Raw genomic sequence first — 26,200 nt, 5'->3', positions numbered from 1 at the left:
CCCGGTCGCTTACAGGTTGATCAGTGTCTGGTCGACGGTCTGCTGGGTCTTGATCGTCTGCGCGTTCGCCTGATAGTTGCGTTGCGCGGTGATCAGGTTCACCAGTTCGCTCGTCAGATCGACGTTCGAGTTTTCCACCGCGCCGCCTTGCAGCACGCCGTGGTTGGTCGAGCCCGGCGCCGAAATCTGCGCGACGCCCGATTGCGAGGTCTGCTGGAACTCGTTGTTGCCGAGGTTGACCAGACCGTTCTGATTCGAGAAGTTCGCCAGCACGATCTGGCCGAGCGCGGCGGTTTGCTGGTTCGAATAGTTGCCGGTCAGCGTGCCGTCCGCGCCGATCGTGAAGCTCGTCAGCGTGCCGGCCGCGTAGCCGTCGGGCTGCAGCGAGTTCACGCCGTTCTTGCCGCCGTACTGCGTCGTGCCGGCAATGTTGAGCGTCAGGTTCTGAGGCGTCGACGAACCGTCGGTGGTCGGGATCGAGAAGTTGTAGGCGAACGGCGTGGTGGTGGCGACGAAAGTCGCCGGCACGGTCGCCGGGACAGACGGCTGGGTCGTGCCGAGCAGCGTGCCCGACGAGTTGAAGTTTGCCTGGCCGATCAGGTTCGCCGCGCCCGTCGAGGTGCCGGCATACACGTCCCACGTACCGGCCGACGTCTTGGCGAAGTACATGTTGACCGTCTGCGAGCCGCCGAGCGAGTCATAGACCGTCGTGCTGGTCGAGTAGTTGTACGTTGACGAGCTGTTCTGGTTGAACGCCACCGGGGTCGGCGCGATCGCGACGCTGTCGCCCGTCGCCGGTGTGCCGTTGAAGGTGATGGTCTGGCCATTGCCGAGCGCGACCGCCGTGCCCGCCGTATACGTCGCGGCGGCGGACGTCGTGCCGAGCGTGGTATCGGTGACGGTGTAGGTCGTCGGGCTCGTGAAGTTGACGGTGTAGCTGTCGTTGTTGGTGCCCGAAGCGGTGTTCGTGATGGTCGCGCCCGGCGTCGTGAGCGTGCTGCCGCCCGCGAGTGTCGGCGTCACGGTCGGCGTGCCGAGCATCAGCGGGTCCTGCGCGTTCAGGTTCAGACCGGCGGTGATCTTGGTGGTCGCCTGCGGCGCGATGTTCGCGGTCGGCACGGTGAGCGGCACGGTCTGCGCGGTGTTGATGATGCCCGAGCTGTTCGCGGCGTAGCCCATCAGTTGCAGGCCTTGCGCGTTGGTGATGAAGCCGTTCTTGTCCAGCTGGAACACACCGTTGCGCGAGTACACCAGCGATCCGTTATTCGACAGCTGGAAGAAGCCATTGCCGTTGATCGCGACGTCGAGCGCCTGATTGGTGCTCGTAATCGTGCCTTGCGAGAACTGCTGCTGCACTTCGGAGAGCTTGGTGCCGATGCCGACCTGGTTGCCCACCGCCGTCGCCACCGAATTGGCGTACATGTCGGCGAATTGCGCGGCGCCGCTCTTGAAGCCAACCGTATTCGCGTTGGCGATGTTGTTGCCGATCACGTCGAGGTCGCTCGACGATGCCGACAAACCACTCAAACCTTGTTGGTAACCCATGACGGTCTCCGTATCTGGAAAGTCGTAACTGACAGAATCTGAATCAGAGGATGGCGGCGACGCTGGTCAGGCCGACCGTCGAGCCGTTCGAGAGCACGAGGCCCGGCGTACCGTTGTTCTGCATGACGACGCTTTGCACCGTGGCGCCCGTGAGCGTGGTGGCCGTGGCCTGCTGACCGTTGATCGTGCCGACCGCGCTGATCGTGTAGTTGCCGTCCGGCAGCGCATTGCCCGCTGTGTCGGTCGGTGTCCAGCCCACCGGAATCGTGCCGGCCGACTGTTTGCCGAGGTCGATCGTGTTGACGATCTGGCCCGCCGAGTTCTTCACGACCACTTGCAGGTCGTTCACCGAGTTGGCGAGTTGCACGCCGAACGCGCCGGCCTTGCCGCTCGCGACCGCCACCGAGCTGCCGGGCGCGAGCACGGTCGAGCCGATCAGCAGTGCGGCCTGCGACTGCTGGCCCGCCGACATCTGCGTGGCGAGCGAGCTGAGCGTCGTGTTCAACTGGCTGATGCCCGAGACCGTGTTGATCTGCGCCAGCTGCGAAGTCATCTGCGAGCTGTCCATCGGGTTGGTCGGATCCTGGTTCTTCAGCTGCGCGACGAGCAGTGACAGGAAGGTGTTCTGCAGATCGGTCGCCGAGGTGCCGGACGTGCTGCCCGTCGAACTCGAGGCACTGTTCGTGCCGTTCATCGTATCGAGCAGCGTTTGCGACACTGTCGTGCCGCTGCCGCCGATGGTGGTGTTGGTGGTCAAGGAGCTCTCCTCAGGTTCCGATCGTGAGCGTTTTCAGCATCAGTGTCTTGGCGGTGTTCAAGGTCTCGACGTTGGCCTGGTACGAGCGCGAGGCCGAGATCATGTTGACCATCTCCTGCACCGGATCGACGTTCGGCAACGTGACGTAGCCGTCCGAATTGGCGGCCGGATTGCCGGGGTCGTAGGCGGTCTTCATCGGCGTCGGGTCGTCGACCACGCCGGTGACCTGCACGCCGCCGACCTGCTGGCCGGACGCCGTGCGCGCGCCGCCGAGCGGGCTGACCGCGAACACGACCTGCTTGGCCTTATACGGCTGGCCGTCCGGGCCGGTCGTGCTGTCCGCGTTGGCGAGATTCGACGCCGTCACGTTGAGCCGTTGCGACTGCGCGGACATCGCGGAGCCTGCAACACCAAAAATGTTCATCAGGGATGGCATGTTTCCTGACCTCTCCTGCCGGTAGAGCCGGCTTCCAAGTTAATCCCGTAGCGATTGTTCTTGCGTACTGCTGAGTCTGTCGGCGTGGCTTCTTACGAGCCCGACTGGATCGCCGACAGCATCGTTTTGATCTGGCTGGACAACACCGTCATGCCCGATTCGAAATGCAGCGTGTTGTCCGCGAACTGCACCCGCTCGGTATCGATGTCGACCGTGTTGCCGTCGAGCGCGGGTTGGGTCGGCACGCGGTATTGCAGATTGCCGTAGTCGTCGGACGGGCCGCCGGTCGGCGTCAGCGTCGACTTGCCGGCCATGTGGCCCGGCGCCGTCGACACCATCGACATGCCGCTCGTCACACCCGCGGGTTGCGTCATCGCCAGCGTCGCGTTGTTCGACGCGGCGGTGCCAGTGGCGCCGCCGCTCTTCTTCAGCGCGCCGGCGAGCGACGAGGCGAAGTCGACGTCGCGCGCCTTGTACCCAGGGGTATCGGCGTTGGCGATATTCGACGACAACAGCTCCTGCCGGTAGGCACGCACATCGAGCGCTTGACGGCCAAAGGCGAATTCGGCATCGAGTTTGTCCAGCATAAGAATCTCCGGAGAACGTTCCCGAGGCTTCCCATGCATGCCTCGCGTGAGGACTGCACCAGGCGGGAAGACCTTTTTGCATGAGGTGCATCTTATGGGCCGAACGCAAGCGGCAATCGGACGAATAACCGGGAAAGGGGGCTTCTATTCAACGTTTGCGCAAAGGGGGCGCTCACTAGAATGCAAGGCGTACCGATGCATTCGATGGAGAAACACGATGGACCAGCCCGCTTTCGATCCGACGCACCGCGCGAATTGCGCGGCGGCGCATCGCGTGGGTTCGGGTGCCGGCGTCGCACGGCGTGTTGCGCGTCCGGCCTCACGTCTCCTGACTCGCCTCGTCGTGAATCTGGCGGTGTGGGTCGCCGGCGGCATTGTGCTGCTGCCCACTACCACGCAGGCCCAGGAAGCCGGCGGCCCGATCGTGATTCCCGGTCCGGGAGAAAAGAACCCTGCCGCGCTGGCCGACCTGGCCGAGCACATGCAAGCCGCGCCGGCGAAACGCATCGGCTCCGCCGCCACACTGGCCGCTGCCACCGCGCAATCGCTACGGTCGAATTCCGCGGCTCGCAACGCCGATTCATTCACGCGCGCCGCCAACGCTGGCGGCTCGATCGTCATTCCGGGCGCGGGCGAACCGCCCGCCGCGCCGCAAATGATCCGCACCAGCTTCAGGCCCGACGCCAACGGCGTCGTGACGATTCCCGCGCCGGGCAGCGCCAATGCCGCCGCCATGGACGGCGTCGCACGGGTCAATGTCATGCCGGGTTCGCGTCAGGTGGTTCCGGTCATGGTGACGCCCGCGCCGCAGGCCAACGGCGCTCGGCAAGCGGCAGGCGTTCAGCCGGTTGCCGCCAATGCGCCGCTCAATGCAGCCGCTGAGGCATCCGCGGCGGCAGGTTTCGATAGTTTGGCGTCGCGCGGCGAGCCGCCGCAGTTGGGCGCGAATGGCAAGCCGCTCGCGACCCGCGCCGCCGTGGCGCCGGTTGCAACGGCGGCGCCTCCGACCGCGCCGGCCACCATCGCCCGCACGCCGGCCGCGCGGCAAGTCGCACCGGCTGTCGCGCAACAGAATCTGCGCCCCGCGACACTCGCGCCAGCCGCGCCGCTGCCCGGCCAGCAGGATCCGGAAGCGATCCGCAGCGCCGCGCTCGCATTCCTGCAGCAGCAGTCCGCCGGCTTGCCCGGCAAGGTCGACATCACCGTGGCGCCGGCGTTTCCGCGCGGTCTCGCAGACTGCACGATGCTCGAACCGTTCATGCCGAGCGGCGCGCGCCTGTGGGGTCGCATGACCGTCGGCGTGCGCTGTGCGGGCGAGCGTCCGTGGACCATTTATCTGCAGGCGCGCATCTCGCTGCACGCCACCTACTATCTGGCCGCCCGCGCCATGGCGCCCGGCGAAGTGCTCACCGCCGCCGACCTCGTCGCGCGTGACGGCGATCTCACCGGCTTGCCGCAAGCCATCGTCACGGACCCGTCGCAGGCGGTCGGCTCGGTCACGCTTACGCGCGTCGCGGGCGGCATGCCGCTGCGCCGCGACATGCTGAAAAGCGCGTCGGCGGTATCGATCGGACAGACGGTGCGAGTCGTGGCAGCCGGCGAAGGTTTCGCGATTTCGGCGGAAGGCAGCGCGATGAACAATGCGTCGCCGGGCCAGCAGGTGCGGGTCAAGACGGCCAACGGCCAGATCATTTCCGGCATCGTGAAAGATGGCTCGACCGTGGAGATTCAGCTGTGAACCGCTGCGGCGCGCACGCCATGACGAACTCCCGCGCCGCGCCCGTTCTGGCCGTCGCGAGCAGTGCGGCCAGCGCCGAAATGAGACCGGCCAACGGGCCGTGTGGAGATGTAAGGAAAGGTAACGCCTTGATCGATTGCGCTAAAGTTTTGATCAGCGGTAGCCGTTATAAGGATCAAATCGTTCAGGAAGCCAATCGTGAAAGTCGATTCCACAAACAATTCGAATCTGCCGACGTTGAAAGACGCCCTGTCCCGCTCGCAAGCAGGCGAAGCGACGACCGCGAACAGCAACGCGCAGAATGCGGGCACGGCCTCGCAGACCACCACCAGCGGTTCGGGCGACGCCAGCGTCAGCCTGTCGGGTTTGTCGCAGCATCTGCGCAGTCTCGCGGCGTCCGGCTCGGCCGATATCGACACGGCGCACGTCGAGTCGATCAAGCAGGCCATCAAGGACGGCTCGCTGAAGATCGATTCCGGCAAGATCGCCGACGGCGTGCTGAACACCGCACGCGAACTGTTGCAAAGCAAAACCTCGTCGGCCGGCAACTGATCGACGCATCGAAGTACGGTGAAGTGCCGGGCGGCGTTCGACAAACCCGGCTCGCGGATCATGCGCGAGCCGTCGTGTTCAGCGAGTTGTTGAGATGAAAGACGCCCTGCTTGCCACCCTCATCGAAGAATATTCGGCCGTCGAGGCCTTTGCCTCGATTCTGACGCTCGAGACCAAGGCGCTCACTGCCTTGTCGCCGCTGGAATTACTGCCACCGATCGTCGAGAAGAAAACCGAACTGATTGGCGCGCTTGCCAAGCTCGAAGCCACCCGTGACGGGCTGCTCGCCGAGATGGGCTTTCCCGCCGGCTGGCCCGGCATGGAACTCGCGGCCAGCACCGACGCGCGCGTGGCCGAGCAGTGGTCGTTGCTGCAGAAAGCCGCCGAACGCGCGCGACGCTGCAATACCAGCAACGGCGAACTGATCCGCGTGCGAATGGACTACAACCAGAGGGCGCTGACGGCGCTTCAGGTAGCCGCGCCGCAGAAGGCCGGCTTCTATGGTCCGGATGGCCGGATTCCGGCGCGTCCCGCCGTGTAATGTAGCTGGATCAGCACGGCCTGACGCTCGGGTCTGGCTGAAACAGATGGATTGAAAAGGGCTCGTCTTTTGACGAGCCCTTTTTGCTTTTCAGGCACCCCGCTTCGAGCGCGCCCCACTCCTTCCCGCACGCGTTAGCCATCCGGCCAGGTGGCGCGAAATCGCCAGCCGCGTTGAAATCACGACTTCCCCCTTACTGAGTTGGTCCGCCGTCCTGCGCTTTTTCAAGGCTATCCGGACGTGCATCAACGGAGTGCTAACCACTAGCGAGGTTGTGTAATGGTGTGTATGATTCGAGGAGTGCAGTATGAAAAGTGCCGAGGTCGTGAAACTCATTCCGGCGGCGGGTTGGCAGCTGGTCCGCACATCGGGCAGCCACCATCATTTTCGTCACGCGGCAAGAGCCGGTCTCGTGACCATCCCGCATCCGAAGAAAGATCTTCCGCCCGGCACATTGAACAGCATCCTGAAACAGGCGGGCCTGAAATGAAAAACCTGACTTTCCCTATCGCGATTGAACCGGGCAGCGCGGATCACGCGTTCGGCGTCATCGTGCCCGACATCCCGGGCTGTTTTGCGGCAGGCGACACGCTGGAAGAAGCCTACGCGAACGCCAAGGAGGCTATCGAGGCGCATCTGGAAGTGCTGCTCGACGAGGGCTTGCCGATTCCCGCGCGGCGCACGCTGCAAGAGCACCGCCGCAATCCCGACTATGCGGATTTCACGTGGGGACTTGTCGCCACCCGGAATATTCCCGCCTTGAAGAAGGCGGTACGAATCAATATCTCGCTGCCCGAAGCGCTGGTCCAGGAGATCGACACTTATGCCCAGGCGCGTGGCATGTCGCGCTCGGCCTTTCTGGCACTGGCCGCGGAACATGAAATGGCCGAGGCATGAGGTCAAGCGGAGGCGAGACACGCCGCTCACCGCTCATTTACATCACCGAATACCCGGACGTCAGGTCGCCTCGGCGTTCGCCCAGGCCATCTCGCGCAAGCGCGTACGCAAACGGGCCACGGCCTGGCTGTGCAACTGGCAGACTCGCGATTCGCTGACTTCCATCACCGCGCCGATTTCGCGCAGGTTCATGCCGCGTTCGTAGTACAGCGACATCAACAGCTTCTCGCGGTCCGGCAGGCGGTCGATCGCCTCCACCAGCGCCGAGCGCAGGCTGTCGTCGAGCAGCGCCGACAGCGGGTCCGAGTGATCGACGCAATAGCGGTCGAGGAACGGCTCGTCGTCCGCCGAACGGTCGAAGTCTTCGTAATAGATCAGCTGGCTGCCGTGCAGATCCTGCAGCATCGACTGATACTCGTCGAGCGGCATTTGCAGGTGCTCGGCAATTTCGGTTTCGCTCGCCGAGCGGCCCAGATTCTGCTCCACCTTGTGCACCGCCGTTTCCACTTCACGCGAGGTGCGCCGCAAGCTGCGCGGCAGCCAGTCGTTGCTGCGCAATTCGTCGAGCATCGCGCCGCGAATCCGCTGGCTCGCGTAAGTCTCGAACTGCGCGCCCTGGTCTTCCTTGTAGCGGCCTGCCGCGTCCAGCAGTCCGATCATGCCGGCCTGGATCAGATCGTCGAGATCGACGCTCGCCGGCATCTTGGCGACGAGCTGCAAGCCGAGGCGACGCACCAGCGGTGCGTACTTCGTCAGAACTTCGGCTTGGGAAATCTTTCCCTGAGCGTTATACATCGTGCTCCCCTTGTCCTTGTGCCGCCACTCAGGCGTGCTGCGCAGACGGTTGGTCGGCGTGTTGCGCCGCTGTAACTGCCGCAGGCGCCATCCACGGCGTTTGCGACGACATCGCTGGCCGCATCGGCCAGTACTGCAATTCGGCGGCGAGATGCCGGAAGTCGCGCGCAGCCGGTGTCGACGGAAACGCATCGACGACACAACGCGACAACTCCAGGGCTCGCGCCATCCGCGTATCGGCGGCAATACAACCGGCGTCTTCCAGCGCCACCGTCAGGTAGCGCCCGGCCACGCCGGCCAGGTTTGCAAACGCGGTATGCGCGTCGTTCACGCTCTGCACGTGGTTCACCAGCACGCGGAACTGCGCGATGGCGTGCGCGTAGTGCAGGCGCTTCATGCATGCGTACGCGTCGGTGATCGCGTGCGCGGCCATGCGCGTGACGATCATCACGTCGTGCGCTTGCCTCGCGAGCGCCGAGAGATGCCCTTGCGCATCCAGTTCCGCGTCGATCAGCACGACGTCGGCGGAACCGCGCAACACCACGCCGAACTCCGCGGCCGTATGACCTTCCCGGTTCGGGCGCGAGGCGGCCAGCACCGAGAAGCCGAGCGCGTGCCTTGCAGCGGCGTCGTCGAGCGTCATCTCGCCGCGCATCACGGCGGCGAAATTGCCCGCCCCGCGCACGCCGCCGAGCATCGTGCTCACCGACTTCTCGCCGAGGCATTCGTCGATCACGAGCACGTCCTTGCCCTGCTGCGCCAGCGCGGCGGCGAGGTTCACCACCGTCGTCGTCGAGCCGACGCCGGCCGAGCCGCTCGTCACCGCAATCACACGCGAGCCGCTGCGGGCCAACATCCGCCGCAGTCCTTCTGCCTGATCGGAGATGACCTTATCCAAAGCGGACCTCGTGCAATTCGGCCGTGGAACGTGCGGACAATGCGGACAGCAACGCCGGAATGTCGTCGTCGTGCGGCACGAATGGCGAGTTATCGCGCGGTATGCAGAAGGTGCTCTTGATCAGGAATTTCTTCGTCGCGACGTACAGGTTCTCCGGCACCTTCTGACCGGTCGACACGTAATGCACCGGCAGCTTGTAACGGATCACCGTATCGAGCACGCCGCCGAGATTGGTGGCTTCGTCGAGCTTGGTCAGAATGCAGCCGGCGAGCGGCTGTTGATCCGGCGCGCGCTGATAGGCCTGCACGACTTCGTTGAGCGTGTCGCCATGGCTGGTGGCATTGAGCAGCAGCAGGCGCTGCACCGGCTGACCGGCGTGGCACAGCATCGCGATCTGGTCGGAGACGAGGCGGTCGCGCTGGCTCATGCCGATCGTGTCGATCAGCACGATGTGCTTGTTGCGCAGTTCGGCGAGCGCGAGTTGCAGGTCGGCGCCGTCTTTTACCGCGTGCACCGACACGCCGAGAATCTTGCCGAAGATGCGCAGTTGTTCGTGGCCGCCGATCCGGTAGCTGTCGGTCGTGAGCAACGCGACCTTGCTGGCGCCGAAGCGCATCACGCAACGCGCGGCGAGCTTGGCGGTGGTCGTCGTCTTGCCGACGCCCGTCGGGCCCATCAGCGCGAATACGCCGCCGCGCTCCATCAGCGCGTCTTCGTCTTCCATCACCGGCAGGTTCGAATCGAGCACCGAGCGGACCCAGTCCATGCCGCCTTCCATGTTCTCGACGTCGGCCGGCAGGTTGTCGACCATCATCTGTACGAGCTGCGCGGAGAAACCGGCCGCGAACAGATGCTTGGTGAGCGAGGCGCGCACCGGGTTGCGGCGCTGGCGCTCGCCCCACAGCAGGCCGGCGAAATGCTCTTCCATCATTCCGCGCATCGACGACAGTTCGCTCATCACGGTGTCGTTGACGACTTGCTCCATACGTGCCTTGATTGCTTCGGCGACCGAAGCGGGCGTGCGGGCGTCGTCGTTCGAGGACGGCGCCGATGCGTTTTTCTGCGCGGCGCGGCGTGCGGCGGCTTGCGCGCCTTCGCGCGCCCAGTCGGGCGTATCGCCCCCCTGCGGCGCGGCGGCCTTGGCCGGTTCGACGGCGGCACCGAGGCCCTTGGCCATCGCGGCAGCCGGCGTCATCGCGGCGGGACGCGCGCTGTATGCGCCTTCCTGCTGCTGTTCGGCGGCGATGCGGCGAGCGTGGTCGATCAGCCAGGGATTCGATTCGGCCATCGTGCGCGGCGTTTGCACGTCGGCGCCCGGTGCGGTGGACGCAGCCGGCACGCCGGCCGCTTTGAGCAGATCGGCGCGGATGTCTTCGGTGAGGCGCGAGGCCGCGGCGCGGGCGCTCGGTTGCTCGGGGCTGGTCGGTTTCGACGGCACTTCCGCGGCTGCCTTGATCGGGGCGGCTGCCTTGACGGGGGCGGCGGTCGGTGCGTCGCTCGCGTCGTCGTCAATGTGCTCGGAGTATGAGACGTGGTTGCCAACGCCGTTGCCGAGATTCTCCGCGCCGGCTTCCGGGCTCGCACCGAACACCGACGAGAACACATCGGGCATGCCGCTCGCATACGGGTTCGCCTGCATCGGCGCTGCCGCCGGCATGGCGCGCGGTGCGGCCAGCGCGGGCCGTCCAGCCATCGCATTCATCGATCCAGCCTGCGGTGCGCCGGCGCCTGCGCGCGAGACTTTCGGCGAGAGTGCGGCGAGGTCGCTGTCGGCCAGCGCGACGATCTCGACGCTGCCGTCGTCCATCGTGCGATTGGACAGTACGACCGCGTCCGCGCCCAACGCTTCGCGCACGAGACGCAGCGCATCACGACTGGTAGCACCGACAAATTTACGAATGTTCAAGCTGGACCCCCGATGAGGTAAACGGACTAACGGACCGGCAACATATTGCTTCCCATTGAGATCATTATTGCGAAACCCGTCGAGGCACGATCGATGGATAAAGACCGTTAAACGTGGGCAATTCGGACGATGGAAACGTGCTCCGATTCACACGCACGCCGGTTTGAAACACGCCTGGCGGCGGCGTCGGACGGCACTTTCTCGGACGCGGCGTGTACTCCGCCGTCCGCTTGCGACATGAAAAGTCAGGCGACGAAATGAAAACCGGCGCTCCACGAGCGCCGGCAAAAGACATCGGCCACAAACTGGCCTCGGTGAGCGATCCGCCTTACCCGTGCGCGCCGATCAGATTCACCACCTTGATATTGCGCGTGTCGGGCACTTCCGCATACGACAGCACCTTCAGCTGCGGCAGGCTGCGGCGCAGGAAGCGCGCGAGCATCGGCCGCAACGCATGCTGCACCAGCAGCACAGGCGCAAGCCCGAGGTTCTGCTGACGCGTCATCGCCTTCTGGGTTTCGTTCAGCAGCGTGTGCGCGAGGCCCGGCTCGAGACCCGGGTTGGAGCCGGTCGAGAGCGCCTGCGAGAGTACACGTTCGAGATTTGAATCGAGGCCCATCACCTGCATATCGCCGACGCCCGGGAACCACTGCTGCGTAATCGCCCGACCGAGCGCGAGGCGCACGGCGGCGGTGAGATCGTGCGCGTCGGTGATCTTCGGCGTGTGTTCGGAGAGCGCTTCGAGAATCGTGCGCATGTCGCGAATCGGCACGCCTTCTTCCAGCAGATTTTGCAGCACCTTTTGCAGCGTGGTGAGCGGCAGCGCCTTCGGCACCAGATCGTCGACCAGCGACGGCGTGTCCTTCTGCATCCGTTCGAGCAACGCCTGCACTTCGCGGCGGCCGAGCAATTCCGACGCATGCGTGACCACGAGATGATTCAGGTGCGTCGCCACCACCGTGCTCGAATCGACCACCGTGTAGCCGTACACCTGCGCCTGCTCACGCAAATTCGTATCGATCCAGATGGCCGGCAAGCCGAAGGCGGGATCCTGCGTCGGCGTGCCCGGCAGCGCGGCGGACACCTGGCCCGGATTGATCGCCAGCCACTGGCCCGGATACGCTTCGCCGACGCCCACCTCGACGCCCTTGAGCGCGATGCGATAGCCGTTCGGCCGCAATTCCAGGTTGTCGCGGATATGAATGACCGGCGGCAGAAAGCCGATTTCCTGTGCGAACTTCTTGCGGATGCTCTTGATCCGCTTGAGCAGTTCGCCGTCCGAGTTCTTGTCGACGAGCGGAATCAGCCGATAGCCGACTTCGAGGCCGAGCGTGTCGATCATCGTCACGTCGTCCCAGCTCGCTTCGGTGTTTTCGACCGGCGCCAGCGCGGCCGGTGCGACATCGACGAGCGCCGTGGTGTTCTTGCGCTCCTCGGCGCGCTTTTTCATCGTGCGGCCGAGCTGGATCAGACCGCCGCCGAGAATCAGAAACGCGAAGTGCGGCATGCCCGGAATCAGGCCCATCAGCACGAGAATGCAGCCGGTGATCACCAGCACGCGCGGATTGGTGAACAACTGGCCGGTGAGCTGCGTGCCGATGTCCTCGTTGGTCGCGACGCGCGACACGATCACGCCGGCCGCCGTCGAAATCACCAGCGACGGAATCTGCGCAACGAGGCCGTCACCGATGGTGAGCAGCGTGTAGTTCTTGCCCGCCGCCGCGAAGCTCATGTCGTGCTGCACGATACCGACGATCAGTCCGCCGATGATGTTGATCACCATGATCAGCAAACCGGCGATCGCATCGCCGCGCACGAACTTGCTCGCGCCGTCCATCGAGCCGTAGAACTCGGCTTCCTGCGAGACTTCGGCGCGGCGCTTTCTGGCCTGCTCTTCGTTGATGAGGCCGGCGTTCAGGTCGGCGTCGATCGCCATCTGCTTGCCGGGCATCGCGTCGAGCGTGAAGCGCGCGGACACTTCCGCGATCCGCCCCGCGCCCTTGGTGATCACCGAGAAGTTGATGACCATCAAAATGATAAAGACGACGATACCGACCGCGAAGTTGCCGCCCACGAGGAAGTGGCCGAACGACTCGATCACCTGGCCGGCCGCGTCTGGGCCGGTATGGCCTTCGAGCAGCACGACCCGCGTGGACGCCACGTTCAGCGAAAGGCGCAGCAAGGTCGAGAACAGCAGCACGCTCGGGAATGCCGCGAAATCGAGCGGCTTCATCGTGTACATGCTGACGAGCAGCACCATCACGGACAGCGCGATGTTGAAGGTGAACAGCAGATCCAGCAGAAACGGCGGCAACGGCAAAATCATCATGCCGAGGATCATGCAGATCAGCACCGGCCCGGCGAGGGCGCGCAAATTGGTGCTACTCAAGGCGTCTGGCCGTCGGGCGAGGAAACCGGCGCGAGCGTTCATGCGGAGGCTCCTGAAGCGTCGTCGTTATCTGGGTTGAGCGTGTCGGCGGCTTCCTGATCGGCTTCGTCGTCCGATACACCGCCCTTGTCGAGTTCTGCGGGCACGTCGAGTTCGGTCGGTGCGAGCGGCACGTCGCCGCCCTCGGCCTTGAAGCGCCGCAACTGATACACCCACGCGAGCACTTCGGCGACCGCACCGTACAGCGGGCCCGGTATCTCGCGATTGAGTTCGACGTTGTGGTACAGCGCCCGCGCGAGCGGCGGCGCTTCCAGCAACGGCACATTGTTCTCGGCGGCAATTTCGCGAATTCGCGCCGCCACCAGGTTGACGCCCTTGGCGACCACCTTCGGCGCGCGCATCTCGCCGTCGGTGTATTGCAGCGCCACCGCGAAGTGCGTCGGGTTGGTCACCACCACGTCGGCCTTCGGCACGTTGGTCATCATGCGACGGCGGGCAATCGCGCGCTGCTGCTGGCGAATCCGGCCTTTGACGTGCGGATCGCCTTCACTTTCGCGGTGTTCGCGCTTCACTTCTTCCTTCGTCATGCGCAGCTTTTTGTGGAATTGCCACAGTTGATACGGCACATCCATCGCGGCGACGACGAACATGCCCGCCACCGTCATGCCGCAGCACACGGCGATCAGATGCACGGTATTGGCGAGCGCGAGATGGAGGGGTTGGGTCGCCAGCGCGAGAATTTCTTCACGGCGATTCCAGATCGCCGTGCCGCCGATCACGCCCACCACCAGCGTCTTCGCGAGCGACATGCCGAGCTGGATCGGTCCGTTGATCGAAAACATCTTGCCGAGGCCGGCGATCGGATTGAGGCGGTCGAACTTCGGCTCGAGGCCTTTCGCCGACAACTGCCAGCCGCCCAGCGCCATCGGCGCGAACAAAGCGGCGACGCCGGTGAAGGCGAGAATCGGCAGCAGCGCGTAGAGCCCTTCGCGGCTCGCCACGCCCGCGCCGATCATCATGCGGCGGGTCTCGAACGCGCCGGCGTGATCGAACGTGAAGGCCACGCGCAGCATGCCCTGCAAATGTTCGCCGATGCTGCCGGACATCCCCCACACGCCGAAGAACCCCGCCGCCAGCAGCGCAAACGTGGACAGCTCGCGCGAACGCACGATCTGCCCTTCCTCGCGCGCCTTCTGCAGGCGCCGGGGAGTGGCTGATTCGGTTTTTTCGAGGTCGCTATCCTCTGCCACAAACGCTCTCCGGTCGGCTGAGGCACGGCGCCTCTTTCCAGTGAGAGCGATTATTCCCGCTCGACGCAAGCACCGATCGGCGGATAAAGGCGGAGAAAGGGGGGTATTTCGACGGATGGAGACGGCCGGGAAGCCCGCCGGCCGGCCCTGCGGACGCGAAACGGCAACTCGTGGCCAAGCCGGACACCCGCGTGTTTCGCGCGAGCGCCGGGTCGGCTTCAGCCCTCAGGCTTCAGTGTGGCGCTTCGATCAGAACGCCACGAAAGGCGTTTGACCGCCATTCGCGGTCTGATCAATGCCGTAATACACATGGCGGCCGTAGAAGAACGGCAATCCGAGATCGAAGCTGCTGTTGCCGCCGATCTGCCCCGCCAGGTCGTTGAACGCGTAGTTGTTGCCGTTGCTGAACAGCGTCGCGGCACTCAGGATGCCGATGCTGGCGTTCGCCTGCGCCTTGTTCAGCCCGACCAGCGTCAGCGTCCGCGTTTGCGCCGACGATGGGCAGTAAAAGCCCGCGAAGTTGCTGCCGCACTGCGCAAGCGAGCTATCGCCGAAGAAGTAGGCGTTTGAGCCCGAATCGAGGAAGGCTTGTACCTGCGCGCCGTTGAACACACTGTTGTCCATGTCGCCGAAAGCGTCGGTGGTGAAAAGCTGGACCCCGGTGAGCGCGTTGTTCGCCTGTGTGCCGACGCCGAACACCAGTGTGCCGGTGGCCGACGCTGCGCCGGTATTCGACACCGGCGGCATCTGCACGATCACGCCGTTGTTGTCCACCGGGAAAAACGGGACCGGATTGGCCACCTGCTGCGCGAGTGGCACCGCCGTGCGGGCGCAAGACACGCCGCCCGGACAGGCGAAGTAATTGCTGAATTTGGCGGCCTGTGCCGGGTCCGAGCAGGTCGTACCGCAATCGGTGGGCGACGTGCCGATGCCGAGAATACCGTTGGCGCCGAGATCGTCAACCTTGTTCTCGGCCTGGCCGCTGCCGCAGCCGGGCGTGGGCACCGTGCTCGAATCCTTGTCGCCGATGATCTGCATCGGAACGGCCGCCGTCGTCGTCTCGCCGCCGATCGCGATGGTCGCGGTGCGCACCGTGCCCCACGTGAAGCCGTCCGCGAAGGTCGCGCACTCGGCGAGCTGGGCGCCGCTGCCGCTGATGACGCTGACCGGCAACGCACTGAGCAGCGCGGGGTTCACGACCGAACTGACCACGCGCAGCCCGTAGGAACCGGTATCGACCTGGATATTGTCAATAGTCTGACAATTCGTAGTTGAGCCGGGCGCGCATATTTTCACGCTGACCGCCGGAATATTGATTACCCCGTTCACACCGCGGCCGACGGTGATGGGCACTGTATTCGCCGCAGTCGCAGCGATCGGCTGCTGGGTCGGACTGGCCGGCAGCGAGCCGCCGTTCAACGTGGCCGAAGAATCGTTACTGGAGCCGCCACCGCCGCCGCACGCGACGAGCGCGGACACCAGCGCCACGGCCACGACGGCCTGCATCCAACCCTCGAGCTTCACAGCAATATGCTTGGTTCGCATGTCTCGTCCTCGCTATTACTGGATGTCTGAACCGCTGACGCCGGCGGGCAGCGCAGGGGGCAACCACGCCTGGCCATTGAACGAGCCCATGTGGCCGCCGGAGCGCACCACGAGGCCGCTCTGGTCGACCGCGACCGGGCCGCGGCCGCCGCCGCGCGCCGCGCGCACCGCTTTCACGCCGGCCACGTACTGCGGGAAATAGCTGCCGAGCAGATCGTTCAGATCCGGCATTTGCGGGCCGCGCCAGGCGATGCCGAAAACGGTGCCGTCCGAGGCGAGATATTCGCGGACCACGGTGCCGTTGCCGAGCGCCGTCTCACGCACGGTGTAAGACGTGGAAGCTGTAGCGGACGACCCGGCGTTGGACGCGGAACGCATCACGCTCTGCGCCGCGTTGACAGCGCTGTTGCCGGGCTGAACGGTACGCGACGAGACGGACGCGCCCGTGGGCGGTGTCATGGGGGCGCCGCCCAGTCCAGCATGAGCGGACTGCACGACGATTAGCGAACAGGGCAAGGCAAGCGCCGTAACAATCCCGGCGCGGCGTACACGACTCCACATAACAAGGCTCCTCCCGAGCGGCCGCTCGGTTCGCACGTGATGCAAACCGGCTGCATGTACGCAGATCATACGGCACCGCTGCGGTCGCACCGTGGAGGGTTTTTCCCCATCGTGCCACCGACCGGCATGTGTCTTCACCGGAGCGCCGTGCCGCTGCTTGAGTCCGTAGTATGCCTGTGGTTTGTGTCGGCAGACAGCAAGCACACGGGGGTGCGTGGCTCGCTATGGGTCCCGGTTGGACCCGGCGCGTTTGGTGGGCGGGCGCGACGTGGCGTCGCGCCGGCGGGTCAGAAGCCGAGGCTGGCCAGAAGATCGTCGACTTGCGACTGGTCTTGCACCACGTCCGTTTTGCCTTCCGGATTGATTTGCGGACCGTTCAGCAGATGCTCGGGACTGCCGGTCGACGAGACTTCGGCCGCCAGTGCCGCCGCGTTCGCCGCGAACTGCTCGCGCCGTTCGAGCGCGATGTTCTCGACCAGCACGCCGAGCAGCTGCTGCTCGATCAGATACACGACATCCGTGATCTTCTTGATGACCTGGCCGGTCAGATCCTGGAAGTCCTGCGCCAGCATGATCTCCATGAGCTGCGAGTTGGTCCCGCTGGTCGCCTCGGGGACACCGCGCAGAAAGGTCCGCGTGTCGTTCATCAACGCGCGCACTTCCTCGCGCTCGATCGGCGCCGCGTACCACTGCTCCCAACGCGCGTCGAGTTCGCCCGCGTCTTTCTGCAGCTGCTCCTGGATCGGCTTGGCGATGTCGATCGCGGACAGGACGCGCTCGGCGGCCTGCTCCGTCATATCCGCGATGTACTTCAGGCGGTCGCGGGCGTCGGGCACGGCTTCGGCCGCACGCTCGACATGCTTGTCGAGCCCGAGCTCGCGCATCGAGTCGCGCAGCGTGCGCGTCAGTTGTCCAATGCGAGCCAGGATACGGTCGGACGCGAAGTCGCCGCTCTCGTTGCCCGCGTCGGCGCCTTGCGCGTTGGTCGGCAGATTCACATCAGCTCCCGGTCTTGGCCATCTTCTCGAGAATCTTGTTGAGCTTCTCGTCGAGCGTCGCGGCCGTGAACGGCTTGACGACATAACCGCTCGCGCCGGCCTGCGCCGCCGCGATGATGTTTTCCTTCTTCGATTCGGCTGTCACCATCAGCACCGGCAGGTGCGTGAGGTTGGCGTCGGCGCGGATCTCCTTGAGCATGGCCAGACCGTCGAGGTTCGGCATGTTCCAGTCGGAGATCACGAAGTCGTACGTGCCACCACGCAAGCGCGCGAGACCGGCTTGACCGTCTTCCGCCTCGTCGACGTTCGAATAGCCGAGTTCCTTGAGGAGGTTGCGGACGATCCGGCGCATCGTCGGAAAGTCGTCAACAACCAGAATCTTCATTCCCTTATCCATTTCATTCCCTTTGCTTGATCCATGGTGCGGCGCCTGACCGCTCAACTCGCGCCTCAAACCAGCGCCTCAAATCCTACCGGCCCGCATCATACCCGCTGAACGCGGTCGCCCATTGCCGAGAGACGCGCCATCACACGTCGGCTCATTTCCGGCAACGCGGCAATCTCGTCCGCCGCGCCAAGCGCAATCGCTTCACGCGGCATGCCGAACACAATACAGCTCGCCTCGTCCTGCGCAAGGGTGTACGCCCCTGCCTTTTTCATGTCCAGCAGTCCGGCGGCGCCGTCGCGCCCCATCCCGGTCAGAATCACGCCGACCGCGTTCTTGCCCGCGTGCTGCGCGGCCGAACGGAACAGCACGTCCACCGACGGACGATGCCGGTTGACCGGCGGCTCGTCCGACAGGTGAGCAATATAGTTCGCGCCACTACGCGCAAGCAACAGATGGGCATGGCCGGGTGCAATGTAAGCATGTCCCGGCAGCACGCGTTCGCCGTGCTCTGCCTCTTTAACGGTAATCCGGCACAAACCATTGAGGCGTTGTGCGAAAGATTTTGTGAAGCCCGGCGGCATATGCTGCGCGATCAACACCGCGGGCGCATCCGGCGGCAGCGGCACCAGCACTTCGCGGATCGCTTCCGTGCCGCCCGTCGACGCGCCGACGATGATCAGCTTCTCGGTACTGAGCAGCGGATTGTTGAACAGCGGTGCGGCGCCGACCGTCGCCTGCGCGGCATGTGCAGCCGCGTGCTGCACCGGCGCGGCCTGGCGCACGCGTGCGCGCGCGGCGGCGCGAATCTTGTCGGCGAGCTTTTCCGAATAGTCGAGCATGCCGTCGCGGATGCCGACCTTCGGTTTGGTGACGAAGTCGACCGCGCCGAGTTCCAGCGCGCGCAGCGTGATTTCATTGCCGCGTTCGGTCAGCGACGAGACCATCACGACGGGCATGGGCCGCAGGCGCATCAGCTTCTCGAGGAAGTCGAGGCCATCCATGCGCGGCATTTCGACGTCGAGCGTCAGCACATCGGGGTTGTGCTGCTTGATGAGATCGCGCGCGACCAGCGGGTCCGGTGCGGTCGCCACTACCGTCATATCCGGCTGGCCGTTGATGATTTCCGTCATCAGGCTGCGGATCAGCGCCGAATCGTCGACGCACAGTACTTTGATCTTTTGCACAGCGCTCACGCCTCCTCTGTGGTTCTGGCGTTGTTTGAATTAATCGGGCGCGTGCCGAACAGTTCGATGCGCGGCTTTGCTGCCCCTGCGCTCGCACTGCTTGCTGCTGTTCCCGCTGCTGCGCCGGCCGGCGCGCCGAACAGTTCGACCTTGGCTCTCGACGCAGCCGGCGCCGAGAACAGTTCCACCCGCTTGCGCGCCGCGGCGAGCCGCTCGGCGCGTGCCTCGGCGCTCCGCCGCATCAGCGCCTGTTCGCGCTCGGCCACGCCCGCTTCCTGCTGCAGGCGCAACTTCTTCACCATCACCTGGCCGGTGCGCGGCATGAACGCCACCTTGCGCGGATGCGAGCCCTGCAAGTCCTCGGCGACGATGCGGATCTTCTCCACCGCGAGATAGCGGCGCACGAACTCCGAATTGCGATCGCCGATGTTCATCGTCGTCATGCCGGCGAGCACCGCGCCGCCGCCGAATACCTTGGCCTCGAAGCGCTCGCGCCGGCCGCCGGCCTTGATCAGTTCGTTGATCAGCACTTCCATCGCGTAAGCGCCGTAGCGCATCGAATCCGATGCGGCCTGCGCGACGTCCGCGCCGTCGTCGGGCAACATGAAGTGATTCATGCCGCCGATGCCGGCCGTGCGATCCTGGATGCAGGCCGCGACGCAGGAACCGAGCACGGTGACCAGCACCATGTCTTCGTGCGTGGTGTAAAACTCGTTCGGCAACAACTTCACGCCGGGGCGCTGGAAGTGGTTGTCGAAATACAGATTGGTGGCGATCGGCAGGGCGCTGCTCATACCGTCACCCCGCTCGCCGCTTGATGCGATGCCGTTGCCGAGCCGCGAGTCGCCGTCGGCGTGCGCGCGCCGCTTGCATCACGCGTCAATTCATATACGGTCTGGCCGCGCAGCTTGAATGCCTGCGTGACGTACGTGAAGTTCTCCGAGTGGCCGGCGAACAGCAGGCCGCCCGCCTTCATCAGTGGCTCGAAGCGCGCGAGCACTTGCGCTTGCGTCGGCTTGTCGAAATAGATCATCACGTTACGGCAGAAGATCGCGTCGAACTGCGAACGCAACTGGTAATCGCGGTCGGTGAGATTGAGTTGCTCGAAGCGCACCAGCGCACGCACTTCCGGGCGCACCTTGACCATACCCGCGTGCGCGCCAGTGCCCTTCAGGAAAAAGCGCTTGAGCCGCTCGGGCGAGAGATGCTTCACCTGATCGAACTGGTACATGCCGGCTTCGGCCTTGGCCAGCACCTGGGTGTCGATGTCGGTGGCGAGCACCGATGCCTGACGCGCGCCGCTGTCGCCGAGCGCTTCGATCAGCGTCATCGCGATCGAGTACGGCTCTTCACCGGTCGAGGCCGCCGAGCACCACACCGAAACCGGCTGCGGGCGGCGCGGCACGAAATCGGCGAGGATCGGAAAGTGATGCGCCTCGCGGAAAAACGCCGTCAAGTTGGTGGTCAGCGCATTGGTGAACGCTTCCCACTCGGCCGGATCGTTTTCCGCTTCGAGCAGATCGAGATACTGCTTGAAGGTGTCGAGACTGCGGGTGCGCAGACGGCGCGCCAGACGGCTGTATGCCATATCGCGCTTGTGATCCGACAGCGAAATGCCCGCGCTGCGGTGAATCAGTTCGCGAATGCGAGCGAAGTCCGCCGACGTGAATTCGAAATCCCGCGACTGTTCGCCGGATCTAACCGGGTCTGGACGTTCGGGACGTTGCTGTGCGCGCGTTGCCATCATGAGTGTTCCTGCCTGCGATACGAGCCATCCCGTATTCCGCCCGGCAACTCGCCTTGGGAAGAAGGGATTGTGTTCGCGGGGTCGCGCCCGCCCGCGAGTTCCGCCACCATGCAGTCGGCCCGCGACACGCCGATAAAGCGTGCTTCGATGATTCGCCCCTCATGGAGCGAGATGCCGAATGACCGCATGTCTTCGTGCCACTTCCTAGAATGTTTCCCAGTCCGCGTCCGAGCCCGCCGTGGCTGCGCTGACCGCGGCCGGACGTGCTGCGGATTCGGATGCCGCGCGGGCTGTCTTCGGCCTGAGCGCCGGTTCGACGCGCGCGGCGCCTGCGTCGTGATTGCCCGGCGCCGATGGGGTGCTCGTTGCGGCTGCGCCTGTCGCCGGATGCGCTGCACCGCCGTTCACGCCTGCATGCTGCGCGAGCTTGGCAGCCGGCTTGCTCTTGCTGCTCGTCACGCGGGATGCGGCCGGTTGCGGACGGGTTGCCGCCGCGCTACCGTGTGCCACGCCGCCGGCCACTTTCCAGCCATTCACCACGGCCTGCAACTGACGCGTCTGATCTTCGAGCGAGGCCGCCGCGGCCGCCGCCTGTTCGACCAGCGCGGCGTTCTGCTGCGTGACTTCGTCCATCTGCACGACCGCGCGGTTCACCTGTTCGATGCCGCCCGACTGCTCTTCGGACGCCGCACTGATTTCGCCCATGATGTCGGTCACGCGGCGCACGGCCTGCACGATCTCGTCCATCGTCGTGCCGGCACGGCCGACCAAAGTCGAGCCGCTTTGCACCTTGTCGACCGAGTCGCCGATCAGTTCCTTGATTTCCTTCGCGGCGCTGGCGCTGCGCTGCGCGAGACTGCGAACTTCGCCCGCCACCACGGCGAAGCCACGGCCCTGTTCGCCGGCGCGCGCGGCTTCGACCGCCGCGTTCAGCGCGAGAATATTGGTCTGGAAGGCAATGCCTTCGATCACGCCGATGATGTCGACAACCTTGTTCGAACTGCTCGCGATGTCCTGCATGGTCGTGACGACCTGGCTCACCACGTCGCCGCCGCGCGTGGCGATGTCGGACGCGTTGACGGCCAGTTGGCTCGCCTGACGCGCGTTCTCGGCGTTCTGCCGCACGGTGCCGGTCAACTGCTCCATGCTCGATGCGGTTTCCTGCAGCGAGGCGGCCTGCTGTTCGGTGCGCTGGGACAGGTCGGTGTTGCCCATCGCGATTTCGCGCGCGCCGGTGTCGATCGATTCCGTGCTGCTGTGAACCGCCCTCACCATTGTCGACATGCTGTCCTGCATGCGCTTGATGCCGGCGAACAGCCGCCCGATTTCATTGCGGCTGAAGACGTTGATCGATTCGGACAGATCGCCTGCGGCGATGCGCTCGAAGCACGCGGTCGCGTCGGCGAGCGGCTGCACGATCAGGCCGCGCAGCGCGAAGCGGACACCCACCACCACCAGCAGCGCGAGCACGGTGACGGCGATGATCAGCGTCGTCATCAGCGAGATGTTCGATTGCGCGCTCGCCTGCTGATCCACGGCCTGCTGCTGCAAGCTCTTGACAACCGCCGAGGCCGCGTTGTCGTAGGACACGAACATCGGGCTGATCTTCGTATCCGCAATTGCGTGATAGGCGGCCAGATCGTTCGCGCGCAGCGCGGCGAACTCCGGCTCGAGGCCTTCACGCATCACCACCGTACGGCGCGCCAGCAGTTCGTCGAGCTGCGCCTGCGCCACGCCGTTTTTGGGCGCGTCGAGATACGTCTGCCAGCTCTGATTGCCCTTGCCGTACAACTCCTCCGCACGATCGAGCACCTTCTTCGCCTGCTCGGTGTCGCCCGACGCGCTCAATGCATTGAAGCGGTCCAGCGACACGCGCGAGCGCAGCAGGTACGCCGAAGCATCGTCGAGCGCGTGAATGGCGACCAGATCGCCGCGCGCAATGCGGTCGAGCGATTGGCTCGCGCCATTCAGCGCGCTCAGCCCAAGTACGCCGACCACCACGGTCAGCGCGACCAGAATGATCCCCATCATCGTCAACGACGTGCGAATCGACCACCTGCTCAACATTTCGATGCTCCCTGTCCCAATCGTTTCGTGAAATCTGCCGCTGTCAGGCGCCGAGCGTTTCGATCAGCGCCATTTCGCGGCTGGTCATGAGCTTCTCGATGTCCATCAGGATCAGCATGCGGCCGTCGACGGTGCCCAGACCCGTGAGGTACTCGGTCGTCAGCGTGGCGCCGAATTCCGGCGCCGGCATGATCTGGTCGATGGCGAGCGTCAGCACATCCGACACACCGTCCACCACCATCCCGACCACGCGATGCGCGACGTTCAGGATGATCACCACCGTCTGGTGGTCGTACTCGACGCGGCCCAGATGGAACTTGATGCGCATGTCCACGATCGGCACGATGATGCCGCGCAGATTGATCACGCCCTTGATGAACTCGGGCGCATTGGCGATCCGCGTCACGTTGTCGTAGCCGCGGATTTCCTGCACCTTGAGAATGTCGATGCCGTACTCTTCGGCGCCGAGCGTGAAGACGAGGAATTCCTGACCGCCGGCGTCTGCCTGCTGCGCGTCGCGGCGGCTATTGGCACCGCTTGCGTTCGCGACGCTCGAATTGATGGATTGGACTTCTGCCACGTTAGCCCCCAAACGGTTGGGATGAAATGAGTTGAGTAAGTGTTACTGTTGCGGCGATTGTGACGGACATCATGCGAGGCTCATCGCGCCATGCGCGTGGCGTGTTTCGCGGTTCAGCGCCGCCACGTCGACAATCAGCGCGACGCTGCCGTCGCCGAGAATGGTCGCGGCGGAAATGCCGTGCACCTTGCGGTAATTCGTTTCCAGGTTCTTCACGACCACCTGCTGCTGGCCCACCAGTTCGTCGATGAGCATCGCAAAGCGGCGCCCCTCGGTTTGCATGATGGTGACGATGCCTTGCGTCGGTTCCTGCTTCGCCCCGTCGACGTTGAACACTTCGTGCAACGCCACGAGCGGCAGATATTCACCGCGCACCCGCACCACGCGCTCGCCGTTGGCCACCGTATAAATGTCTTCGGCTTGCGGCTGCAGCGACTCCATCACGAAGTTCAGCGGCAGAATGAAGATCTCGTTACCGACCTTGACCGACATGCCGTCGAGAATCGCCAAGGTGAGCGGCAACACGATGCGCGTGGTGCTGCCCTTGCCGGCGTGCGAGGTGATTTCCACGTGACCACCCATCGACTGGATGTTCCGCTTCACCACGTCCATACCCACGCCGCGGCCCGACACATCGGTGACCTGCTCCGCCGTCGAGAAGCCCGGCAGGAAGATCAGGTTCCAGACTTCTTCGTCGCTCATGGTCTCGCTGACCTGCATGCCCTGCTTGGCCGCCTTCGCGAGAATCTTGTCGCGGCGCAGGCCCGCGCCGTCGTCGCTCACTTCGATGACGATGTTGCCGCCGTGATGCGCCGCCGACAGCACCAGCTGACCGGTCGAATCCTTGCCCGCCGCGCGCCGTGCCTCCACGGTTTCGATGCCGTGGTCGAGACTGTTGCGCACGAGGTGAGTCAACGGATCGATAATCCGCTCGATAAGGCTCTTGTCGAGTTCGGTCGCTTGCCCGAAGGTGACGAGTTCCACTTCCTTGCCGAGTTTCGCCGCCAGATCGCGCACCAGACGCGGGAAGCGGCTGAACACGTAATCCATCGGCATCATGCGGATTGACATCACCGCTTCCTGCAGATCGCGTGCATTGCGCTCGAGTTGCGCCATGCCGTTGAAAAGGCGATCGTGCAGTGCCGGGTCGAACGTGCTGGTGGTTTCCGCGAGCATGGCTTGCGTGATCACCAGTTCGCCGACCAGGTTGATCAACTGATCGACCTTTTCGACGCCGACGCGAATCGAACTGCCTTCCGCCCCGCCGGCTGCCGCAGCCGGACGTGCTGCTTTGCGATCCTGCTCCGCGGGCGTGGCTGCGCTCGCTGCGCTTGCCGCTGCCGCGGGTTGCGCCGCTGGTTGAGCCACAGCCGACGGTGCTGCGGCCGGTGCGTCGAACAGGCCGTGCGTGGCCGTTGATGCGGGCGCAGCGGTGCCGGCCGCCGGTGCCGGCGATGCTGCATGGTCCGCCTGAGTTGCCTGTGCTGCTTGCGCCGGGGACGAATCGGCAGCGTCGGGCGTTCCAGGTTCGCCTTGCTGCGCGTCGTCCGCCGGTGCGGTGCCGCGGCCGATCACGATCTGACTTTCGTCGATCACGAAACAGCACACGGCGATGATGTCGTCGGAGGTCACATCGGTCGCGAGCCACAGCGTGAGATCGCCGCCGCTCTTGACCTGCCCGACGATGTTGCCCAGGTTGCCGAGCTCTTCGGCCAGCAGTTCCTGGTCCTTCTCACCAACGCCCCGTAGCGTAATTTTCAGATGGGGACCGGTTTCTGCGCCGTCTCCCGTGGCTTGCCCGGTCTGTGCCGGTTCGCCGTCAATCCATTCACCCGCCGCCTGCACCGCCTGTTCGACGACGTGCTCCGGCGGGGTGCCGCCTTCAACTGCTTGTGTTTCAACGGGCGCCACGCTCGCGGCAGCGGGCGCGGCCGCAGCCGGTGCCACGCCGTCACGGCTTTCCGCGTTCAGGCGTTCGAGCTTCGCGCAAATCGCCTTCGCAGTCGCCGCGTCCGGCTCGGCGCTCGCGCGGTAATCGGCGAGCTGGCCGGACAACACGTCCTTGGTTTCGAGGAACGTGTCGATCATGTCCTTGCGCAGCACGAGTTCGTTATTGCGCGCGCGGTCGAGCAGCGATTCGAGAATGTGCGTCGTTTCCGTCAGCGCGGTAAAACCGAACGTCGCCGCGCCACCCTTGATCGAATGCGCCGCGCGGAAAATGGCCGCGAGGTCTTCGGGGTCCGGGTGAGCGATATCCAGATTGAGCAGCAACTGCTCCATCTGCGCGAGCAGTTCGTCCGCTTCGTCGAAGAACGTCTGATAGAACTGAGTGATGTCGAGTGTCATGCCTGGGTCACCGCGAGAGTTCCTGTCTTGGCTTGGGCTGCCGTGCCGCCGCGTCGAGAGCTTCTTTAACTGGGTCTATGTGGCGCTTACGCGTGGTCTGGCTCGGCTAACGCCGCCACCAGTTCGGTCAGCATGTCCGGGTCGAGCGGCTTTTCGATCCAGCCGGTCGCGCCCGCAGCCCGTGCCGCTTCCTTGAACGGCTCGCCCGATTCCGTCGTGAGGACGAGGATGGGCGTGGCCTGGTAAGCCGGGTTGTTGCGCAGCGCGGCAATCAGATCGAGGCCGGTCTTGCCTGGCATGTACTGATCGGTGAGCACGAGGTCGAACGACTTGGCGAGCGCGTTTTCGAGCCCTTCGTTGCCGTCCGCCGCGAGCGCCACCTCGTAGCCTGCCGTCGTCAGCGTCGCGGCGAGAATCTGCCGCATCGATGCCGAATCGTCGATTGCCAGGATGTGCCTGATCATGAAAACCTCGCTGCACGTACGCTATGGTT

Annotated in this window: 25 protein-coding genes; 5 read left to right on the top strand and 20 right to left on the bottom strand. The window is 64.8% G+C overall.

From position 1 onward, the window contains the following. Positions 1–9: 9 nt before the first annotated feature. The 4 genes from B0G71_RS20050 to flgB form a co-directional block, all read right to left on the bottom strand. Entirely contained in the window at positions 10–1,545 is a 1,536-nt protein-coding gene (locus B0G71_RS20050; RefSeq protein ID WP_116143694.1) for a flagellar hook protein FlgE, read from the bottom strand. Positions 1,546–1,588: 43 nt separating this feature from the next. Further along, on the bottom strand, positions 1,589–2,302 hold the full coding sequence (gene flgD / locus B0G71_RS20045) for a flagellar hook assembly protein FlgD (RefSeq protein WP_116143692.1): 714 nt from the start codon (positions 2,300–2,302) through the stop codon (positions 1,589–1,591). A 10-nt stretch (positions 2,303–2,312) separates the two neighbouring features. Beyond that, positions 2,313–2,738, bottom strand: a complete 426-nt coding sequence (gene flgC, locus B0G71_RS20040) for a flagellar basal body rod protein FlgC (RefSeq protein WP_012434707.1) — start codon at positions 2,736–2,738, stop codon at positions 2,313–2,315. 92 nt (positions 2,739–2,830) lie between these two features. After that, complete coding sequence (flgB, locus tag B0G71_RS20035) at positions 2,831–3,325, bottom strand: flagellar basal body rod protein FlgB (protein ID WP_116143690.1); 495 nt, start codon at positions 3,323–3,325, stop codon at positions 2,831–2,833. Between the two features lie 217 nt (positions 3,326–3,542). Here flgB and flgA point away from each other — a divergent pair, with 217 nt between their 5' ends. The 5 genes from flgA to B0G71_RS20010 all read left to right on the top strand — a co-directional run bounded on the left by flgA (position 3,543) and on the right by B0G71_RS20010 (position 7,053). Then, complete coding sequence (gene flgA / locus B0G71_RS20030; protein WP_116143688.1) at positions 3,543–5,063, top strand: flagellar basal body P-ring formation chaperone FlgA; 1,521 nt, start codon at positions 3,543–3,545, stop codon at positions 5,061–5,063. 198 nt (positions 5,064–5,261) lie between these two features. Then, positions 5,262–5,615: a flagellar biosynthesis anti-sigma factor FlgM gene (gene flgM / locus B0G71_RS20025; protein ID WP_116143686.1), complete on the top strand. Its 354-nt coding sequence runs from the start codon at positions 5,262–5,264 to the stop codon at positions 5,613–5,615. A gap of 94 nt (positions 5,616–5,709) precedes the next feature. Continuing rightward, positions 5,710–6,156: a flagella synthesis protein FlgN gene (locus B0G71_RS20020; protein ID WP_116143685.1), complete on the top strand. Its 447-nt coding sequence runs from the start codon at positions 5,710–5,712 to the stop codon at positions 6,154–6,156. 307 nt (positions 6,157–6,463) lie between these two features. Continuing rightward, positions 6,464–6,646, top strand: a complete 183-nt coding sequence (locus B0G71_RS20015; protein WP_116143683.1) for a type II toxin-antitoxin system HicA family toxin — start codon at positions 6,464–6,466, stop codon at positions 6,644–6,646. Then, complete coding sequence (locus tag B0G71_RS20010; RefSeq protein ID WP_116143681.1) at positions 6,643–7,053, top strand: type II toxin-antitoxin system HicB family antitoxin; 411 nt, start codon at positions 6,643–6,645, stop codon at positions 7,051–7,053. The genes B0G71_RS20015 and B0G71_RS20010 overlap by 4 nt, the downstream gene beginning before the upstream one ends. A gap of 60 nt (positions 7,054–7,113) precedes the next feature. Here B0G71_RS20010 and B0G71_RS20005 read toward each other — a convergent pair whose 3' ends face one another. From B0G71_RS20005 to B0G71_RS19925, 16 genes are all read right to left on the bottom strand, one after another. Then, complete coding sequence (locus B0G71_RS20005; RefSeq protein WP_012434714.1) at positions 7,114–7,848, bottom strand: RNA polymerase sigma factor FliA; 735 nt, start codon at positions 7,846–7,848, stop codon at positions 7,114–7,116. A 28-nt stretch (positions 7,849–7,876) separates the two neighbouring features. Next, complete coding sequence (locus B0G71_RS20000) at positions 7,877–8,746, bottom strand: AAA family ATPase (protein ID WP_116143679.1); 870 nt, start codon at positions 8,744–8,746, stop codon at positions 7,877–7,879. Further along, positions 8,739–10,652, bottom strand: coding sequence for a flagellar biosynthesis protein FlhF (flhF, locus tag B0G71_RS19995; RefSeq protein WP_116143677.1), 1,914 nt, complete (start codon positions 10,650–10,652; stop codon positions 8,739–8,741). The genes B0G71_RS20000 and flhF overlap by 8 nt, the downstream gene beginning before the upstream one ends. 328 nt (positions 10,653–10,980) lie before the next feature. Continuing rightward, complete coding sequence (gene flhA / locus B0G71_RS19990) at positions 10,981–13,083, bottom strand: flagellar biosynthesis protein FlhA (RefSeq protein WP_106284792.1); 2,103 nt, start codon at positions 13,081–13,083, stop codon at positions 10,981–10,983. Next, complete coding sequence (flhB, locus tag B0G71_RS19985; RefSeq protein WP_116143675.1) at positions 13,080–14,291, bottom strand: flagellar biosynthesis protein FlhB; 1,212 nt, start codon at positions 14,289–14,291, stop codon at positions 13,080–13,082. The genes flhA and flhB overlap by 4 nt, the downstream gene beginning before the upstream one ends. 249 nt (positions 14,292–14,540) lie before the next feature. Next, entirely contained in the window at positions 14,541–15,836 is a 1,296-nt protein-coding gene (locus B0G71_RS19980) for a DUF3443 domain-containing protein (RefSeq protein ID WP_116143673.1), read from the bottom strand. Between the two features lie 15 nt (positions 15,837–15,851). After that, on the bottom strand, positions 15,852–16,397 hold the full coding sequence (locus B0G71_RS19975; protein WP_116143671.1) for a DUF2844 domain-containing protein: 546 nt from the start codon (positions 16,395–16,397) through the stop codon (positions 15,852–15,854). Between the two features lie 287 nt (positions 16,398–16,684). Beyond that, a complete protein-coding gene (gene cheZ, locus B0G71_RS19970; protein WP_106284788.1) occupies positions 16,685–17,395 on the bottom strand; it encodes a protein phosphatase CheZ in 711 nt (236 codons plus the stop codon). 1 nt (position 17,396) lies between these two features. Then, the gene (gene cheY, locus B0G71_RS19965) at positions 17,397–17,792 is read right to left on the bottom strand and encodes a chemotaxis response regulator CheY (RefSeq protein ID WP_095417937.1); all 396 of its coding nucleotides are present in this window, start codon (positions 17,790–17,792) and stop codon (positions 17,397–17,399) included. Between the two features lie 86 nt (positions 17,793–17,878). Next, positions 17,879–18,967: a chemotaxis response regulator protein-glutamate methylesterase gene (locus tag B0G71_RS19960; protein WP_166679057.1), complete on the bottom strand. Its 1,089-nt coding sequence runs from the start codon at positions 18,965–18,967 to the stop codon at positions 17,879–17,881. Between the two features lie 5 nt (positions 18,968–18,972). Further along, positions 18,973–19,761, bottom strand: coding sequence for a chemoreceptor glutamine deamidase CheD (gene cheD / locus B0G71_RS19955; RefSeq protein WP_116143669.1), 789 nt, complete (start codon positions 19,759–19,761; stop codon positions 18,973–18,975). Further along, positions 19,758–20,714: a CheR family methyltransferase gene (locus B0G71_RS19950; protein ID WP_116143667.1), complete on the bottom strand. Its 957-nt coding sequence runs from the start codon at positions 20,712–20,714 to the stop codon at positions 19,758–19,760. The genes cheD and B0G71_RS19950 overlap by 4 nt, the downstream gene beginning before the upstream one ends. 204 nt (positions 20,715–20,918) lie before the next feature. Then, positions 20,919–22,781, bottom strand: coding sequence for a methyl-accepting chemotaxis protein (locus tag B0G71_RS19940; protein WP_116143663.1), 1,863 nt, complete (start codon positions 22,779–22,781; stop codon positions 20,919–20,921). Between the two features lie 43 nt (positions 22,782–22,824). After that, positions 22,825–23,361: a chemotaxis protein CheW gene (locus B0G71_RS19935; protein WP_116143661.1), complete on the bottom strand. Its 537-nt coding sequence runs from the start codon at positions 23,359–23,361 to the stop codon at positions 22,825–22,827. Positions 23,362–23,430: 69 nt separating this feature from the next. Further along, the gene (gene cheA / locus B0G71_RS19930; protein ID WP_116143659.1) at positions 23,431–25,707 is read right to left on the bottom strand and encodes a chemotaxis protein CheA; all 2,277 of its coding nucleotides are present in this window, start codon (positions 25,705–25,707) and stop codon (positions 23,431–23,433) included. An 86-nt stretch (positions 25,708–25,793) separates the two neighbouring features. Then, complete coding sequence (locus B0G71_RS19925) at positions 25,794–26,171, bottom strand: response regulator (RefSeq protein ID WP_116143657.1); 378 nt, start codon at positions 26,169–26,171, stop codon at positions 25,794–25,796. Positions 26,172–26,200 lie beyond the last annotated feature (29 nt).

The organism is Paraburkholderia sp. BL27I4N3 (genome assembly GCF_003386115.1).
Taxonomy (GTDB): Bacteria; Pseudomonadota; Gammaproteobacteria; order Burkholderiales; family Burkholderiaceae; genus Paraburkholderia.
The sequence above is the reverse complement of the archived record's forward strand: the minus strand, read 5'-3'. Positions and strand labels throughout refer to the sequence as shown.